Below are 16911 nucleotides of genomic sequence, written 5' to 3'. Positions count from 1 at the left end.
ATATTGGTCTTTCTGTCAATTCGATATTTTAACAGAAGAAAATGTATTATACATATTCCCGATTATAAGCGGAGAAATAGAGATGGGGAAATTGATGATTCTTATGAGCATAAATAGTTTTCTTCTGGTAGTTTTCTTTTTGTCAGTAAAAGAGACTAGGGGAATGTATAAATAAAATATATCATTGTCTCTGAAGAAGAGATATGTTATGATAAATCCACTCACAGAAATTCTTTTTGTGAAAGATGCCGACAGCTTCGTCGGTCAGAGGAATTCCCTCAAAATTACCCAGAACACAACGAAACAGATTTGCATGGATAGTCTTGTAGAACGTCTCTTTTTTTCGTATACTGATTCTTAACAGAAGAAAAAAGTTTCACCGAAAGTTATAAGAGAAAGCTTTAGGAGAAAAAGCTTTGAGAGAAAAAACTTAAGAGTGTTTTCTTACTTGTACGATAGGACTCATTCATGCACATGAAAGGAGAGCCTATGGTAGGAAAAGAAAAGTGGGCAAAAGAAAAAGAACTGCGCTTGTCAGATGCTTATATTGTAAAAGATAATGAACCAAGTTTGGAATTAAAAGTAAAGGTTATTAATATCCGACCGGAAGAACATCATGAGATTTTAGAGAAATGTCAAGTGCTGAAAGAGTATAGCCAGTTTATGGAAATCGTGCAGAACTATCAGATCTCCGGTGTGGAAGAACCTTATAAAAAGGCGATAAAAGAGTGCATTGAAAAAGGAATACTTGCTGATTATTTAATGCGAAAAATATCAAAGTGGAGAACAGGCTGGACTTAATAAAGGTCGTAAAGAAGGTCGAGAAGAAGGAAATCTTCAAAAAACCTGTTCTCTCATTCAAAAAAAGCTCGAAAAAGGAAAAACAATTTCCGAAATTGCAGATGAGCTTGAAGATACAGAAGAAAATATTGCTCGTCTGATAGAAGAGTTTTATCTTCGTATAAATTGATCATAGTTAAATCTATAAAATGGGGGATAAGTTTTGATTTCTCCCCTGTCTGGAAGGTGTATTTATATATTTTTTACAACGAATACGAAAAGTGGGAAATGGAAGCTGCATGTTTTGGCATGAATTTGTCGAAAATTTCATAAAAAACTTGACAAGTTTCTTAGAATATGATATCTTATAAAAGTTCTAAGAACGCTATGGGGGATTAGCTCAGTTGGGAGAGCGCCTGCCTTGCAAGCAGGAGGTCACGAGTTCGACTCTCGTATTCTCCACTTTAAATAAAGATCCGAACATTGGCATTAGTCAGTGTTCGGATTTTTTATGCTATAGGAAATTACTCCGTAATGTTCCATAGCATAAAAAACGCTCCGTGTAGGAGCGCACTGCGGCGGAAAAGAAGTACGTCGCTAAAGCGACCCGCCGCAGGCGGAGAATCTTGCGAGCAGGATTCTTTTTTATATTGTGCAACGAGCCAAAGTCCGGGTTTGTTACTTTGTTCTTGTATGAAGAAAAAAAGTAAGATATAATCAAAAAATAAACATAAAATCTATGTGACGTTTAAGTACGGGAAAAGGTATTATATATGAGAGGTCAAACAGAGGGCAGTCATGAAGAAATTAATGTAGAAGAAGCCATCCGTATTCATGGAAATATGGTTTATCGGCTTGCTCTGGTACAAATGAAAAATAAAAGTGAAGCAGAAGATGTGTTTCAGGAAGTGTTCCTCCGATTAGTAAAGTATAAAGAAAGAATTCAGGGGAGAGAGCATTTGAAGGCATGGCTTTTGAGAGTAACTGTTAATTGCTGCAAGAAACAGTTTGATAGTGCGTTTCGGAAAAAGACAGTTTCTATAGACAGGGATGTTCAGAGCACGGACAGTTATGAGATGGATCTGCCGGAGAATCTCATATATGAGGCAGTTCTTCGCCTGCCGGCAGATTACAGGAGTACAGTACATTTGTTTTACTATGAACAATATTCTGTTTCTGAGATTGCTGAGATGTTGGAACTTTCGGAGTCGGCTGTAAAAACCCGCCTGTATCGCAGCAGGGGGATGCTTAAGGAAGCTTTGAAAGGAGAGTTTGACTGTGTGGGACGAATATAAGAAAGTAAATGACAGCATTCATGTCCCGGAAGAATTAGTGAACCGGACGGTAAAAGCAGCTGAAAGAGAGGAGCGCCGCCGCAAAATTATCGGATTGTGGAAATATACGGCAATAGCGGCATGCTTTTGTTTTGTCTGCCTTGGTATATGGGGAGCGGCGTTTAAAGACAAGATTGTGATACAAGATGTGACATTTGCTTCATCAGAGATGGAGATTGGATTAAATCTCGGAAAAAAGGACATATCAGAGACGAGAGAGTGGGAAGATATTCAAGTTGAAAAGTATACGGAGAAGGATGACGAGAATATCCCGAAAGAGCTGTGGAAGCTGAAGCCGGGAAGGGTTCACGGAGAAAAAGTATATATAGGAAAAACGGAAGACGGAATTCTTCATGCAGTGTTTGAAAAAGACGGGAAAATCTGGTATGTGACAGAAGAAAAAGGGGATAAAGAAAATCTGACAGAATATTTGAAAAAAACTTTATAAAAGACGTAACCTTTTGGATGCGGCAAAGGTATTATAAGCAGAAACGCAAAAAAAAACTGTTTGTTGTTCATCAAAGAGGAAATGCTTATGAAAAAGAAATATTTGAAAACATGTATCAGTGTTTTGGCAGTAACGGCAGTCTTGCTAAGCGCATGCGGAGGTCCGCAGCAGAAAAACGTCGGGAAGACAACGATGGAGACTGCAAAACTGGCGGATTCTATCAGAAAAAAATATAATGAAAAGTATGAATATGCCGATCCGATCCGCGGCGTGGCCCGTGACGAAAGGCTTAAGCTGAAAATGGGGTTTGATATAATGAATGCCGGATTTACGGAATATACACAGATCGTAAATGTGTATAAAGATCCGGAACTCACCTATCAGATCGGATCACATTTTGAGTGGGATGAAAAAACAAAGGAATTATCAGTTACACCTCCGAGATGGAGTGTAGGCGGGATCATGAGCGAAGGTCTTGACGAGGATGCGCCGGGATATCAAGCGGCAGATTCGTCTTTGTTTGATAAAGGAGAGTTGAATGACTGGGGTAATCTTCCACAGTATTATATGGTTCAATATGTGGATCTTGAAACCGGAGAAAAACTGGAGAAACCGATAGTGACAGTGTTTACCGTCGATTCAGAAGTTAAGAATGCACCGAGAGTTACTCTTGGGATTAATGAGGAAGGATTTCCGGTTTTCAGATGGAAAAAAGTGCCGGGAGCAGAGCGTTATTATGTGATGAGCATGACGTCCTCAGAAAAGATGGGATTATCCGGAGACGGCTGGGTCGAAGGTGAAACAGAAGGAACAGAATGGATTCCCGAATCAACGGCAAAGTTTATTACTTATAATGTGTCGGAAGCGGATCGCCGGGAGCCATACGTTATTGAAAAGTACGGAGAGGGAAACGAAGCGATACCGAAAGATACAGAGTATGAAACTTATTACTGCGTTATAGCAGTATCAAAGGACGGAACATCTGCTTTAAGCAATATGTTCAGGGAAACAGATATTGCGCGTAAAGTTCCTTTTACGGAAGAAGTGAAGATGAGCCTGAATGAGGAAGGTTCAAATTATACGCAGTCGTTCGGCGAAATGCCGTCATATAAATGGGTGACGATGTGCGACGGAACGCTTGTACAAAAGCTGATTAATTATGATTTTGAAAGCGCGAAGGAAGAGAAGGCTTCATGGAGCGGTGAAAATATCGTAAAAGTTCCGTATAAGATTGACGGAACAGGATTTGACGGAGTTGTTGTCGTAGAAAGTTATAATACTGATACTTGGAAAGAAGAACTGGAAAAGGTTCGAATCAGACAAGAGAAATTAAGAAATCGTGCAGGTGCGGTTACTCCGGAGATGAAAGTGGAAGGCGAGACCGAAAGTGAAAAAGAGGAAAAGGAGTCTTCGGGAGAGAGTGAACGAAAGTATGAAGTCACTGCAAATAGCGCTTTGAGTGAATATCTGGCAGTAAATATGCTCAATGCGAACACAAGTATCAGTTTGAAGAAATTTCCGGAAAGTGCAGATACGGATTATCTGTTGGATGCATGGGAAGAAGCGGTTTATCAAAACCCAATGGTACTCGGAGTGACGGGGGCGTCAATCGCAAACGGCGGAAAGACACTGCATGTCAAATATGATACAAAATCGGAAGAAATAAAGAAAAAACAAAAAGAAATCTCGAAAGAGGCAGAACGTGTTGTAGACAGTATTATTACGGACGATATGACAGAACTTGAGAAAGAAATGGCGATCAATCAATATCTGTGCGATACTGCTGAATACGATATGGACGCGCTTGAAAATGCAGAAGAAAACGATTTTGCCGGAGTCGATGCAAAGTTTAATGATTCCTTTACACCGTATGGCGTTTTGTTAAATAAAACAGGAGTGTGTTCAAGTTATGCCGGAGCATTCAAACTTCTGGCGCAGCAGGCCGGACTGGAATGTATCGTTGTGACAGGAAATCTGGACGGTGAACTTCCCCACGCATGGAATAAGATTAAAATAGACGGGGAGTGGAGGATCGTAGATTCCACGAATAACGATAATGAGTTGATCTTAAATGCGCTGTTAAATCTTCCCGATTACGCGGCAGACAAAGTGCTTGTAGAAGACGAACGTTTTGTACTTGACGATAAGGTGAAAGATTATGAAGCAAAGTCGGATGACAAAGAGTTTTACCGGATAGAAGGAAAATTTTATGAGAAAAATAAAATTTTTGAGCCGCTTAAAAATGAATTAAAAGAAGAGGGAATTGCGGTATTGCGTACAGATTATACATTAAGCGATAAAGAGTTTATGAAGATCGCACAAGAAGTAGTCGAAGGATACGGAAGCGGAGAACTGGGAGGATATTACTGGCTTGGGGTAATTTATTTAACAGACGAAGAAGGAAGAGAAAAATAAAAGAAAACAGAGCGAGAGCAGAAAATATAAAAGTATATAATATAAATTTATATATAACGAGGAGGAAAAGGTATGAAAAAACGTAGGAACAAATTAGTGACACTGGGAATGGCAGCGATGATGACAGCGGCGCTTATGTCAGGATGCGGGAAAAAGGCGACTCCGGAAAACTTATTAAAAGACATGGCGAAAAACATGAAAGACACAGAGTCGGTAGTGGCAAACATGAAGATGGATATGGAGATGGGAGACGATACAACTACGATCGGCATCCAGATGGATATGGATATCGACATGGATCTTAAATCAGGAGAAAGTCACGCCAAAGGCGCGGTAGACATGAAAATGATGGGCACCAATGTCGGAACAGAGATTGAAATGTATACTGTAAAAGAAAAAGATCAGTATATTGTGTATACGATGGCGAACGATCAGTGGCAAAAAGAAGAGATGGATGATTCTGCGGCAGATATGGCGGGAGAACTTTCGGATCTTACAGGAAGTATGGGAGGACACGCAAAATCTTTTGAGATGTCCAAAGAAAAGGTGGAAGTAAACGGCGAAAAATGTTTTGAGATGAAAGGCGAGATTAAAGGCTCTGACATTGTGGGCATGATGGAATCAGGTATGGCAGACAGCTTAGGTTCTGAAATTGACGAAGATGTGATCAAAGATCTTGAACTTCCGTGTACGATCGCCGTTTATGAAGATGATATTCTTCCGGCAAAGATTTCTTTCGATATGCAGGATATTATGGAAAAGGCGATGGAAGAAGAAGGCGTTGATGTTTCGGCATGCTCGATCGAAGTGACATACCATGAATATGACAGTGTAGGCGAGATTAAAGTTCCGAACGATGTGATTGAAAAAGCAGGCGGAGAAGTGTCTGACGATAAAGAGGACAAAGAAGATAAAGACGACGATAAAAAAGCGGATAAACCGGCAGAGCAGAGTAAAGAACTTGGCGCGAAATGGGACAGCTATACGGTTCAGATCAACGATAAAGTTCTTAAGCTTCCGTGCAGTCTGGCAGATCTGGAAGCCACAGGTCTGAAACTCGACAGAGAATATACACCTGAAGACTATGTTGTAAATGCAGGCGAATATGAGTTGGCATGGTTTGAAGACGAAAACGGAAATACGATTATGGCGGATATGGTAAACACAGGAGATGATCCGAAAGCATTGAAAGATTGTATCGTAGGAGCGATTTCTGTAGATGATTATGATCTTGAAGAAGGCGGACTGACAGTTTTGTTCCCGGGCGGAATTACGGTTGGAACGAAAGAAGCGGACGTTCTTGCAGCTTACGGCGAACCGACGGATTCGTATAAAGATGAAGAATATGGAAATACTTATTACTGGTATGACAAAGAAAGTTACGACAACTCATGTACAGTTGAAACAGATGCAGAAACGGGTCTTGTCGAAAATATTACCCTGCAGTGTTATGAATAAAGATTTCGAGAGATAAAGCTTGAAAAAATATATCATAGCCTGAAAAAGGGCGGGAGGTCTTTCCGGAAATTCGTTTGCGGAAGATATTCCCGCCCTTTTCGTTGTATGGCTGAACGATTCCGGAAGAAGTTGTTTTTTTACTGTATGCAGAAGTTGTTTTTTTGCTGTATTGGTTACATTTTCATAATAAGTATGATAATATATAGAAATAGCGTAAAATTGACAAACGAAAAGGAGGTTTCATATGATTAAATTATATGAAAACGGTGTGTATTTGCTCAATGGCACTGAGATTGTTGAAGATACAGGGAGCGCACAGGTTTCGGTTTCTAAAGAAGAAGCAGCGAAAAACACGATAGCTTACGGCGTGTTAGAGGCGCATAATACTTCTTCTGATATGAAGAACCTGCAGATTAAATTTGATAAATTGACATCACATGATATTACTTTTGTCGGAATTATTCAGACAGCCCGTGCTTCGGGTCTTGAGAAGTTTCCGATTCCATATGTATTGACAAACTGTCATAACAGCCTTTGTGCGGTTGGCGGTACGATTAATGAAGACGATCATATGTTTGGTCTGACATGTGCGAAAAAATACGGCGGCATGTATGTTCCGCCGCATCAGGCAGTTATCCATCAGTTTGCGAGAGAGATGCTCGCAGGCGGCGGAAAGATGATCCTCGGATCGGACAGTCATACACGTTATGGCGCACTTGGTACAATGGCTATGGGAGAAGGCGGTCCTGAACTTGTAAAACAGCTCCTGAACAAAACGTATGATATTAAGATGCCGGGAGTGATCGCTGTTTATCTTGAAGGCGAGCCGATGAAAGGGGTAGGTCCGCAGGACGTTGCGCTTGCAATTATCGGGGCTACATTTAAAAACGGCTATGTTAATAATAAAGTAATGGAATTCGTCGGACCGGGCGTGAAAAACTTAAGCGCTGATTTCCGTATCGGAATAGATGTTATGACGACGGAGACAACCTGTCTTTCATCCATCTGGACGACAGATGAAAAGATCGAAGAATTCTATGAGATTCACGGAAGAAAAGAAGAATATAAAGAATTAAATCCGGGAGCGGTTACATATTATGACGGATGTGTTCGTGTGAACTTAAGTGAGATCAAACCGATGATCGCAATGCCGTTCCATCCAAGCAACGTCTATACGATTGATGAATTGAACGCAAATCTGTCAGACATCCTTCATGACGTAGAGCAGAAAGCTCTCGTAAGTCTTGACGGAGCTGTAGAGTATTCTCTTCAGGACAAGATCCGAGACGGAAAACTCTATGTAGATCAGGGAATTATCGCAGGATGTGCGGGAGGCGGTTTTGAAAATATCTGTGCGGCAGCAGATATCATCAAAGGTCATAATATCGGATCGGATGCATTTACGTTCAGCGTATATCCGGCAAGTACGCCGATTTATATGGAACTTGTGAAAAATGGTGTCGTAGCCGATCTTATGGAAGCGGGAACAGTTGTAAAAACAGCATTTTGCGGTCCGTGTTTCGGAGCGGGAGATACACCGGCAAATAATGCGTTCTCTATCCGTCATACAACGAGAAACTTCCCGAACCGTGAAGGAAGCAAGCTTCAGAGCGGTCAGATTTCTTCTGTTGCTCTTATGGATGCTCGTTCCATTGCGGCGACAGCGGCAAATAAAGGATATCTGACGCCTGCTACGGCATTTGATGTAGAATATAAAGGACAGAAGTATCATTTTGATCAGAATATTTATGCGAATCGTGTGTTCGACAGCAAAGGCAAAGCAGATCCGAATGTAGAGATCCAGTTTGGTCCGAATATTAAAGACTGGCCGGAGATGTCGGCGCTTCCTGAGAATCTGATCGTGAAGGTCGTATCTGAAATCCACGATCCGGTAACGACAACAGATGAACTTATTCCGTCAGGAGAGACGTCTTCGTATCGTTCTAATCCGCTTGGACTTGCAGAGTTTGCACTTTCAAGAAAAGATCCCGCATATGTGGGAAGAGCAAAGGAAGTTCAGAAAGCACAGAAAGCAATCGAGGCAGGAACATGTCCTCTTGATGCTCTGGAGGAACTGAAACCGGTTATGTCTAAGATCCAGGCAGCGTATCCGGAAGTCGGAGAAGGAAATGTCGGTGTAGGAAGTACGATCTTCGCAGTAAAACCGGGAGATGGATCGGCTCGTGAGCAGGCTGCCTCCTGCCAGAAAGTTCTCGGAGGCTGGGCAAACATTGCTGTAGAATATGCGACAAAACGTTATCGCTCCAACCTGATTAACTGGGGAATGCTTCCATTTTTGACAGATGCGGATCATGAGGCGCTTCCGTTTAAAAACGGAGATTACATTTTCGTTCCGAATGTGAGAAAAGCAGTTGAGGAAAAGAAAGACGTTATCAACGCATATGTTGTTGGTGATGAATTGAAAGAGATCCAGCTGAAACTCGGGGATCTGACAGATGCCGAGAGACAGATTATTCTGGATGGATGTCTGATCAACTACTATAAGGCAACAAAATAAAACAGTAAAATAATAGAATCCCCTGACAGCGAGATGCAAAAGAAACATCTGCGGCGGTCAGGGGATTTTTTGTAACGGAAAATTCATTTCTGTGTGAAAGATGTTCTGAGTGTGGGGGTTAGTATGCTGAAAGTATTAGAGTGGATGTGCAGTTTGTGGGGATGAAAATGTTATGTAGATGATAATAAGAGGTGATTACGGGTATAATAAATGTGCAAGAATTTATGGAAATATAAAAGAAATAGAAATTGCGTTTTTTGATAAGTAATAATACGCAAAACATGCGTGCTTAAACTGCAAAAAATACGCGAAATTTGCGCGTTTTAATTGCGCGTTTCCATATTTTATGGTAGCATTTGAATGAGGTGGAAAAATATGATGCTGAGAGAACTGCGGAAACAGAAAAAACTAACCCAAGCGGAATGTGCGAAATATTTAGGAGTGCCATTGCGTACTTATCAAAATTATGAAACTGATGCAGCTAAGCGTACGTCAATAAAATATTTGTATATGCTCGAAAAACTAGAACAATATGGATTTGTGGATGAAGATCATGGTATATTAAGCATACAGAAGATAAAAGATGTGTGTACCGATGTATTTGCAGATTATGATATAGAGTATTGTTATCTTTTTGGCTCTTATGCGAAAGGAAAAGCGACAGAAACTAGTGATGTAGATCTTTTAATTGGAACGTCGGTGTCCGGAATACATTTTTATGGTTTGGTAGAAGCAATAAGAGAAGGACTTCATAAAAGAGTTGATATTCTGAACCGTGAACAGCTAGAGTCTAATTTGGAATTGATAAATGAAATATTAAAGGATGGAATTAAAATTTATGGATAATAAGAAGACTGACCAATATTATATTGATAAGATTATTACAGACCTCACTTTTATTAGAACACATACAGAGAGCCTGTCAAAATCGAAATTGGAAGAGGATGAGATTCTTGTTGATTCTATTATGTTTCGGCTAATACAGGTGGCAGAAAATTCCGAGAAATTGACAGAAAAATTTAAAAAAACATATCCATCCATTCCGTGGAGAGCTATTAAAGGATTGCGGAATCGAATTGTACATGAATATGGAAATGTAGACCTTACGATTGTATATGATACGGTAAAAAAAGATATACCGGAATTGATCGGAATATTGGAAGGAATCTGCCGTTGCAAAAAAGAATAAAAAGTTCCCTGACAGCGAGATGCAAAAGAAACATCTGCGGCGGTCAGGGGATTTTTTATTTACTGTATTCTTGAATCAGATCGTGTATTTTTCTATAAGCTTCTTCAGATGTGAAGAATATTTCATCGTCAAGCGTATCGCAAAAATCAAAAAATGTAAAAAGCAGTCCGGGTTCTTCGATGTTCAGGTAGATCATCCGGTCTGTATTTGAAGTCTGAAACATGAAATAGCCGTACTGGCGTCCGGCAAAGAGGTAAAATTCATGGTCGATCATGCCGATCGCCCGCTTCAAAAGCCGATTATGCTCGTTGAGCATGGAGTTTGCCAACTGCCGAATCAGAAAGAGGCGATCGCTTAAGTTCAGCGGAGTATATGCATATGCAGGATACTCTCCGACGCGGCCGGTATTTAAAAACTTTCTTATTCCTTCGATAGAACAGATAAACGTAAGGTCGGCAGAAGCGGGAATTGATTGAAGTTCATGTAAATAGTTCTGAAGTCTGTCGAGAAGTTCGCTTCGGTGTGGAAGATCTTTTACAATGTAAGTCTCTAACATGTCTCTTGTCAAAAACCTTGTCAGGCACGGAAGCATTTGAAAGAAATAACCTTCGGTTATGTTCTGCATTGTATTTTCGACATACTGTATTTGTCCGCCTAAATCTGTGACCGGGCGAAGCAGGGGTGTTGTCTGCGCCAGGTACTGACTGAACAGATAGGAAAATAATTTTAGTGACTCCGGGTCTTTAGTAATAAAGCCGGACTGCATATCTGAAGAAATCAGACAGGCATATTCAGTAGTGATAACCGCATAAGGAAATAAAGCAAACGCTGAAGTTACGGCATCAATATCATCATAGTAATAGTAACAGTTATATTGATAATGATTACTGTACAGAGGAAGAATATTTCTCAGGCAGTTCAGATTATAATTTTGCCGTGCAAATGACACGTTCTGGTTATTGTTCAGGCAGATAATGTGATCGATGTCTACAGAAGAGGACGCATAACCACCTGCTGTAAGAATGTTCATAAGAAACGTGTAATCCGGCTGGATGAGCAGACTGATCTTTCCACCTGATTTTTTCAGTTCCGAGGCGATGATGTAAAGGAGCGAGCGATTGATCTCAAGATGAGAATGAAGCAAGGTAGCATTGTCGGCGTAATCGGACGCATTGGAAGGTGAAGTTGCCGGAAGCTGCAGTGTCGGAATACGGAATTCTTCAAAAAACTGTTGTACGGCTTTTCTCCTGTAATAGTTTTCGCGTCCGATCAGGGCAATGTGATATGATTCTTCCATATCGGCCTGTTCTGAAGGCGACAAATGCATAAATTTACACATTTTTTCTACCATTTCTAAAGAAGACGGTTTTCGTTGCCCTTTTATAATCTTGTACATATTGGATCGATCCAAATTACAGTATTGGGCAAGAGCGTAAGTTTTGATGTTTTTATTGTGGATATGTTCTGATAATAATGTCGCAAAATCCGGCATAATCTTAATCTCCCTCTCACATGTTTTCCTCGGTAAAAAAGAATACTCCCACATGGCAAAATACCAGGGGGGGGGTATTACTTTTTGAAAGACAAACTAATACAGGATAATTATATAAAAGCAAATATAAAAAATCTATAAAAATCCGACAAAAAAGCTGACCACAAAGGTTGACACATCTTTGAGAACAAAGGAAAACCCTATATTATACATATAATGACAAATATTATATGTAGCAGGAGGAAGAGATTATGGGTAAAAAACTAACGAAAAAACTGTTGGTATTTCTTACACTCATGTGCATGATCATCGGCATGAATGTATCGGTATCAGCAGAAACTGGATCGACGGGAAATACCAAAGCGATAAGCGCTGCGGAAAATCCGGCGGACGGAACGCTTCAGGTATGGCTTGAGTATGAAGATGATAACGGAAACAGTGTAGCGTTGTCAGGCGGAAGCTGCTTTTTGATCAATGAAGAGTATGTACTTTCCAACTATCATATTTTCAATTTGAATGAAGAGATTGCTCCTGGTGTGACGATCAGAAGCGCGGCAATGGAAACGTTGGGATTATCCGAATTAAAAGACAACGATCCGCATCTGAAGATCAGAGTATATGCGAACCGTGACATGAGCGTGCTGGCAACGATCCATGACAGTGTGCAGAGTCAGACGATGGACTATGTAGCAATGAAACTGTCGGATAAGATTTATGACAGAAAACCGCTTGCTTTGGGAGACAGCAGTACAGTTCAGCAGACACAGACAGTAAACGCATACGGATTCCCGGAAGACTCGATCGAAAATAAAGAGTTTAATACGGCGGCTGACGTATCTGCAACAGACGGAACGATTTCTAAGCTGACAGTCGGAGGAAGAGCTGATTTCTTCGAGCACACTGCACAGCTTAACCATGGAAATTCCGGCGGTCCTCTTGTAGATTCCAACAAGTCGGTAATCGGTGTTAATACATTTACATATGGAAACAGCTCAGATCAGAAATACTACGCAGTACAGATCAACGCGATCAAGAGTGGTCTTGACACATTCGGTATCTCCTATATTAATGCAGGGGCACAGGCAACAACACAGACTCCTGATGAAGAAGAGCCGGAAGAAAAAGAAGGACCGGACGCAGATCTTGTAACAGCGCTTAAGAGTGAAATTACAAAGGCGAAAGCAGTTGATACGAAAAATTACACAGAAGAAAGTGTAAAAGTTCTCAACGATACAATCTCAGAAGCAGAAAAAGTTGCGAACGATACAGAGGCTACAGACGCACAGGTGACATCGGCAACATCAGATGTAAAAGCTGCTGTTGAAAATCTGGAAGAAAAAAGCGGAATGAACTTCCTGTTGATCGGCGGAATCGCAGCAGGAGTGATCGTTGTTGTAGTAGTAATCATTATTATCGTAGTTTCTTCTAACAGCAAGAAGAAAAAGAAAGCACAGGCAGGAAACGGAAATGTTCCTCCGTCAGGAATGCCTCAGCAGCCGAACGGAGCTGTAGTACCTCCGAACCGTGCACCGGAACAGCCGAAAGCGCCTTACGCACAGCCGTATCAGGCAGAGCCGGATGGAGCAGGCGAGACTACTTTGCTTGATTCGGGAGCAGGCGAAACAACGTTACTTAACGGAGCAGGAAGCGCTTATCTGATCAGAAAGAAAAACGGTGAGAAGATTACGATCAATTCACAGAACTTTGCAATCGGAAAAGAAAGAAGAAGAGTGAACTATTGTATTTCCGATAATACTTCTGTCAGCAGATATCATGTAGTGATCACAAAGAAAGGTTCTGATTACTATGCGGCAGATCAGAAGTCAAGCAACTTCACGTTTGTAAACGGAGTTCAGTTAAATCCATATCAGGAAACACTGCTGACAGACAGATCGACATTGAAGATTTCGGATGAAGAATTTGAATTTCATGCATCATGATCTAAACGATAAAAGCGCTGATTATAATTGACAAAAGAGTAAAGGGCAGTGAGAGGCAGAATGGGATTTTTAAGTGTTGTACATAGTGACAGAGGAATTAAAAAGAATACGAATCAGGATTCTGTCTTAATCAAAGAGGCATCCACAGACTACGGCGACGTTATGCTTGCTGTAGTTTGTGATGGAATGGGCGGTCTTGCCAAAGGTGAGGTCGCCAGCGCCGCTTTGATCAAGGCATTTTCTATGTGGTTTGAAGTTCAGTTTCCGGAACTTCTTTATCGGAGAAGGACGGCTGATGGGATTAACCGTATGGAATTGGAAAACGAAATAAATAAACTGATCCTTGATGTAAATCAAAGAATCGCCGATCACGGAAAGATTTCCCATATTGCGATGGGAACAACTGCGGCGGTACTTCTGATGGCAGAAGGGAAATATTATACGATGAATGTGGGCGACTCCAGAGTCTATAAAATTGACGGGCAGGGGATGACTCAGTTGACAAAAGATCAGACGTTTGTACAAAAAGAGATCGATGCAGGGAGAATGACGCCGGATGAGGCGAGAGTGCATCCGCAGCGGAACGTACTTCTTCAATGCGTCGGAGCAAGCGAGGTGATCATTCCGGAGTTTACACAGGGAGAATATAAGTCGGGCGAAGTTTATATGCTCTGCTCTGACGGATTCCGCCATGTGATCACGGAAGAGGAATTTTATAAATTGATGAATCCTGAAAAAATGGAGACGGAAAGAGCGCTGAAAGATGCAGCGGTCTATTGTACGGAATTGAATAAATCACGTCAGGAGAAAGATAATATTTCAGTCGTTCTCCTTAAGGTGTGTTAGAGGATAAATATATGCTGGAAATAGGATCAATTATAGACGGTAAATATAAAATACTGAATAAGATCGGTCAGGGCGGAATGAGTGTCGTTTATCTTGCGATGAATGAGAGGGCAAATAAACAATGGGCGATCAAAGAAGTCCGAAAAGACGGCGTGAAAGATTACGAAGTTGTACGGCAGGGGCTGATCGCGGAAACCGACATTTTGAAACGGTTAAATCATCCGCATTTACCGAGTATCATCGATGTGATCGACAGGGATGATACGTTCCTGATCGTAATGGATTATATCGAAGGAAAGGCGCTCGATTACTGGTTGAAAAAAGAAGGCGCGCAGCCGCAGGAACGGGTTGTGGAATGGGCGAAACAGATCTGCGATGTGTTCGGGTATCTTCATTCGAGGAAACCGCCGATCATTTACAGAGACTTAAAACCGGCAAACGTCATGCTGAAGCCGGACGGACAGATCATGATCATCGACTTCGGAACAGCCCGTGAGTTTAAAGAGACAAGTATTGAAGATACTTCTTGTCTCGGAACGCAGGGATATGCAGCGCCCGAACAGTACGGCGGACATGGGCAGACGGACGCCCGTACTGATATTTATACGCTGGGTGCGACGATGTACCATCTGCTGACAGGTCATAATCCGAGTCTTCCGCCGTATGAGATGTACCCGATCCGAAGATGGAATCCGGCGCTCTCGTCAGGATTGGAAGAAATCGTACTGAAATGTACGCAGAGAAATCCGAACGACCGTTATCAGTCGTGCGCGGAATTGATGTACGCGCTGGAGCATTACGGAGAATTAGATCAGGAATACCGGAAACGGCAGATGAGGAAATGGCGGACGTTCGTTGCAATGTGTTCGCTGACTGCCGCATCACTTCTCGGATGCGTCGGATTTAAAGTCGGAGAGACGATGACGACAAAGAGCAGTTATGAAGGATATATAAAAGAGGCGGCGAACTCGCCGGAACAAAGTGAACGGGAAAAATATTACACAGATGCAATTAAGATAGACCCGCGAAGAGGAGAAGCGTATCACAATCTTCTTCAGTTATGCATCCGCGGAGCAGACGGGTCGGAAAATGATTTTGACAGAGAAGAGACAGCGCGGCTTACGTCGGTTCTTGGATATAAAGGTAGCGGAAACCGAACAAATGAAAGTTATTTTGAAGGAAATAAAGAAGAATACGACGAATTCGCTTTTCAAATGGGACTGGCGTACTTTTATTCATATGAGGGAGGAGAAAAGAGCGGAAAATCAATGTCTCAAACATGGTTTGAAAAAGCGGCGGAAAGCGAAAGCCTTGATAAAGATAAAAAGGAATTGTCGAAAAGATTCGCAAGTATCGCGGCGTACTATGCTTCTCTTGATTCAGTGGATGAGAGCGGATATAGCACAACTTCTTACGGAGACTACTGGATCGATCTTGTCAGCCTGACAGACGGGGATCTTACAAGTGTGGTAAATCCTGAGACAGCTCTTGTAATGTATAAAGAACTTGTATACAGGATCGATGAAAACGCGCTTGATTTCAAACGTGCGGGAGTGACAAAAGGCGAACTTCTGGGAGAACTTGAAGAAACGAAAAAGATGCTGGAGACAACGTCGTTTGCATCGACGAATGCAAATCAGACGGATATCAACGAGCAGAAAAAACAGGAGATTCTGAACAATATCAGCAGCGCGAAAGAGCATGTGCAGGTAGCATTTGAATCCCGGGGAACAGGAGGGGATGCTGATGCAGAGTGAACAGATCATCAATATACTTCATATCGGATTTATTATCTGTCTTGTGCTGACAATTTTATTTGCGGCGCTGAGCGTTTTCTTTTTCTTTCAATTTAAAATACGCGATGTGTTTAACGCTATCACGGGAAGGGCGCAGCGAAAGAGCGTTCAGCAGATGGAAGAAGAAAATGCAAAGACAGGAAAGTTAAGACAGGATTATTATTCGACGCCGACAAGTTCAGACCTTTATACGACGCCAAGCGGAAGGATACCTCCGGTTATGTCTGCGCAGCAGGCAGCAGGCGGACAGGCAGACGGCGCGGCGTACACAGAACAAGTTTACCATTCGGCAGATCCGGAAGGAAGAGAACATACAATGCAGCTTCACACAGCACAGCAGGTAGCGTCTGATAACGGAGGAAGTGAAGCAACGACTTTGTTGAACAGCGGAAGCGAAGAGACAACTCTGCTGAACAGCGGAAGCGAAGAAACGACTCTGCTGAACAGCGGAAGTGAAGAAACGACTCTGCTGAACAGTGGAAGTGAAGAAACGACATTGCTCAACGGTAGAAACGGCGGCACAGCGGCACAAAGAAATGCCGGATTCGGAGAAACAACTTTATTGACGCCGGAAATGGAAACGTCGTTTGTTCAGGCAAAGACAAATGAAAAACCGGAATGGAATTTCGTTATTAAAAAAGAAATTATGGAAATCCATACGAATGAGATCGTTTAAAGAAAACAAAAAAAGATAT

Annotated in this window: 12 protein-coding genes, 1 tRNA gene and 1 pseudogene; 13 read left to right on the top strand and 1 reads right to left on the bottom strand. The window is 41.7% G+C overall.

Annotated elements, in window-relative coordinates:
- Positions 1–495 precede the first annotated feature (495 nt).
- From ACH9UM_RS12940 to ACH9UM_RS12900, 9 genes and pseudogenes are all read left to right on the top strand, one after another.
- A pseudogene (locus tag ACH9UM_RS12940) lies at positions 496–970 on the top strand (hypothetical protein); the annotation flags it as partial.
- Between the two features lie 199 nt (positions 971–1169).
- A tRNA-Ala gene (locus ACH9UM_RS12935) sits at positions 1170–1242 on the top strand.
- A 311-nt stretch (positions 1243–1553) separates the two neighbouring features.
- Positions 1554–2075, top strand: coding sequence for an RNA polymerase sigma factor (locus tag ACH9UM_RS12930; protein ID WP_004848233.1), 522 nt, complete (start codon positions 1554–1556; stop codon positions 2073–2075).
- The gene (locus ACH9UM_RS12925) at positions 2059–2562 is read left to right on the top strand and encodes a hypothetical protein (protein WP_009242933.1); all 504 of its coding nucleotides are present in this window, start codon (positions 2059–2061) and stop codon (positions 2560–2562) included. Before ACH9UM_RS12930 ends, ACH9UM_RS12925 begins: the two co-directional genes overlap by 17 nt.
- A gap of 87 nt (positions 2563–2649) precedes the next feature.
- A complete protein-coding gene (locus tag ACH9UM_RS12920) occupies positions 2650–4977 on the top strand; it encodes a transglutaminase domain-containing protein (protein WP_400091536.1) in 2328 nt (775 codons plus the stop codon).
- 72 nt (positions 4978–5049) lie between these two features.
- Positions 5050–6435, top strand: a complete 1386-nt coding sequence (locus ACH9UM_RS12915; RefSeq protein ID WP_004848238.1) for a DUF6612 family protein — start codon at positions 5050–5052, stop codon at positions 6433–6435.
- A gap of 244 nt (positions 6436–6679) precedes the next feature.
- Entirely contained in the window at positions 6680–8953 is a 2274-nt protein-coding gene (locus tag ACH9UM_RS12910; protein ID WP_004848240.1) for a hydratase, read from the top strand.
- Between the two features lie 375 nt (positions 8954–9328).
- Positions 9329–9799, top strand: coding sequence for a nucleotidyltransferase domain-containing protein (locus ACH9UM_RS12905; protein ID WP_009242931.1), 471 nt, complete (start codon positions 9329–9331; stop codon positions 9797–9799).
- The gene (locus ACH9UM_RS12900) at positions 9792–10142 is read left to right on the top strand and encodes a DUF86 domain-containing protein (RefSeq protein ID WP_009242930.1); all 351 of its coding nucleotides are present in this window, start codon (positions 9792–9794) and stop codon (positions 10140–10142) included. The genes ACH9UM_RS12905 and ACH9UM_RS12900 overlap by 8 nt, the downstream gene beginning before the upstream one ends.
- 55 nt (positions 10143–10197) lie before the next feature.
- Here the strand turns inward: ACH9UM_RS12900 and ACH9UM_RS12895 are convergent, their stop codons facing one another.
- A complete protein-coding gene (locus ACH9UM_RS12895) occupies positions 10198–11634 on the bottom strand; it encodes a helix-turn-helix transcriptional regulator (RefSeq protein ID WP_022003253.1) in 1437 nt (478 codons plus the stop codon).
- Positions 11635–11885: 251 nt separating this feature from the next.
- Between ACH9UM_RS12895 and ACH9UM_RS12890 the strand changes: the two genes are divergently transcribed.
- Genes ACH9UM_RS12890 through ACH9UM_RS12875 form a run of 4 tightly spaced genes read left to right on the top strand, consistent with a single transcriptional unit; the run spans position 11886 to position 16892 of the window.
- Entirely contained in the window at positions 11886–13574 is a 1689-nt protein-coding gene (locus ACH9UM_RS12890) for a trypsin-like peptidase domain-containing protein (protein WP_004848248.1), read from the top strand.
- A gap of 60 nt (positions 13575–13634) precedes the next feature.
- Complete coding sequence (locus tag ACH9UM_RS12885; RefSeq protein WP_009320402.1) at positions 13635–14420, top strand: PP2C family serine/threonine-protein phosphatase; 786 nt, start codon at positions 13635–13637, stop codon at positions 14418–14420.
- Positions 14421–14431: 11 nt separating this feature from the next.
- Positions 14432–16177 carry a serine/threonine protein kinase gene (locus ACH9UM_RS12880; RefSeq protein ID WP_370797314.1) on the top strand — a complete coding sequence of 582 codons (1746 nt, stop codon included), beginning with the start codon at positions 14432–14434 and terminating at the stop codon, positions 16175–16177.
- Entirely contained in the window at positions 16167–16892 is a 726-nt protein-coding gene (locus ACH9UM_RS12875; RefSeq protein ID WP_227077100.1) for a hypothetical protein, read from the top strand. The genes ACH9UM_RS12880 and ACH9UM_RS12875 overlap by 11 nt, the downstream gene beginning before the upstream one ends.
- The last annotated feature ends 19 nt before the right edge of the window (positions 16893–16911 follow it).

Origin of the sequence: Mediterraneibacter torques (assembly GCF_044591705.1) — a bacterium.
GTDB classification, from domain to species: domain Bacteria; phylum Bacillota; class Clostridia; order Lachnospirales; family Lachnospiraceae; genus Mediterraneibacter; species Mediterraneibacter torques.
The sequence above is the reverse complement of the archived record's forward strand: the minus strand, read 5'-3'. Positions and strand labels throughout refer to the sequence as shown.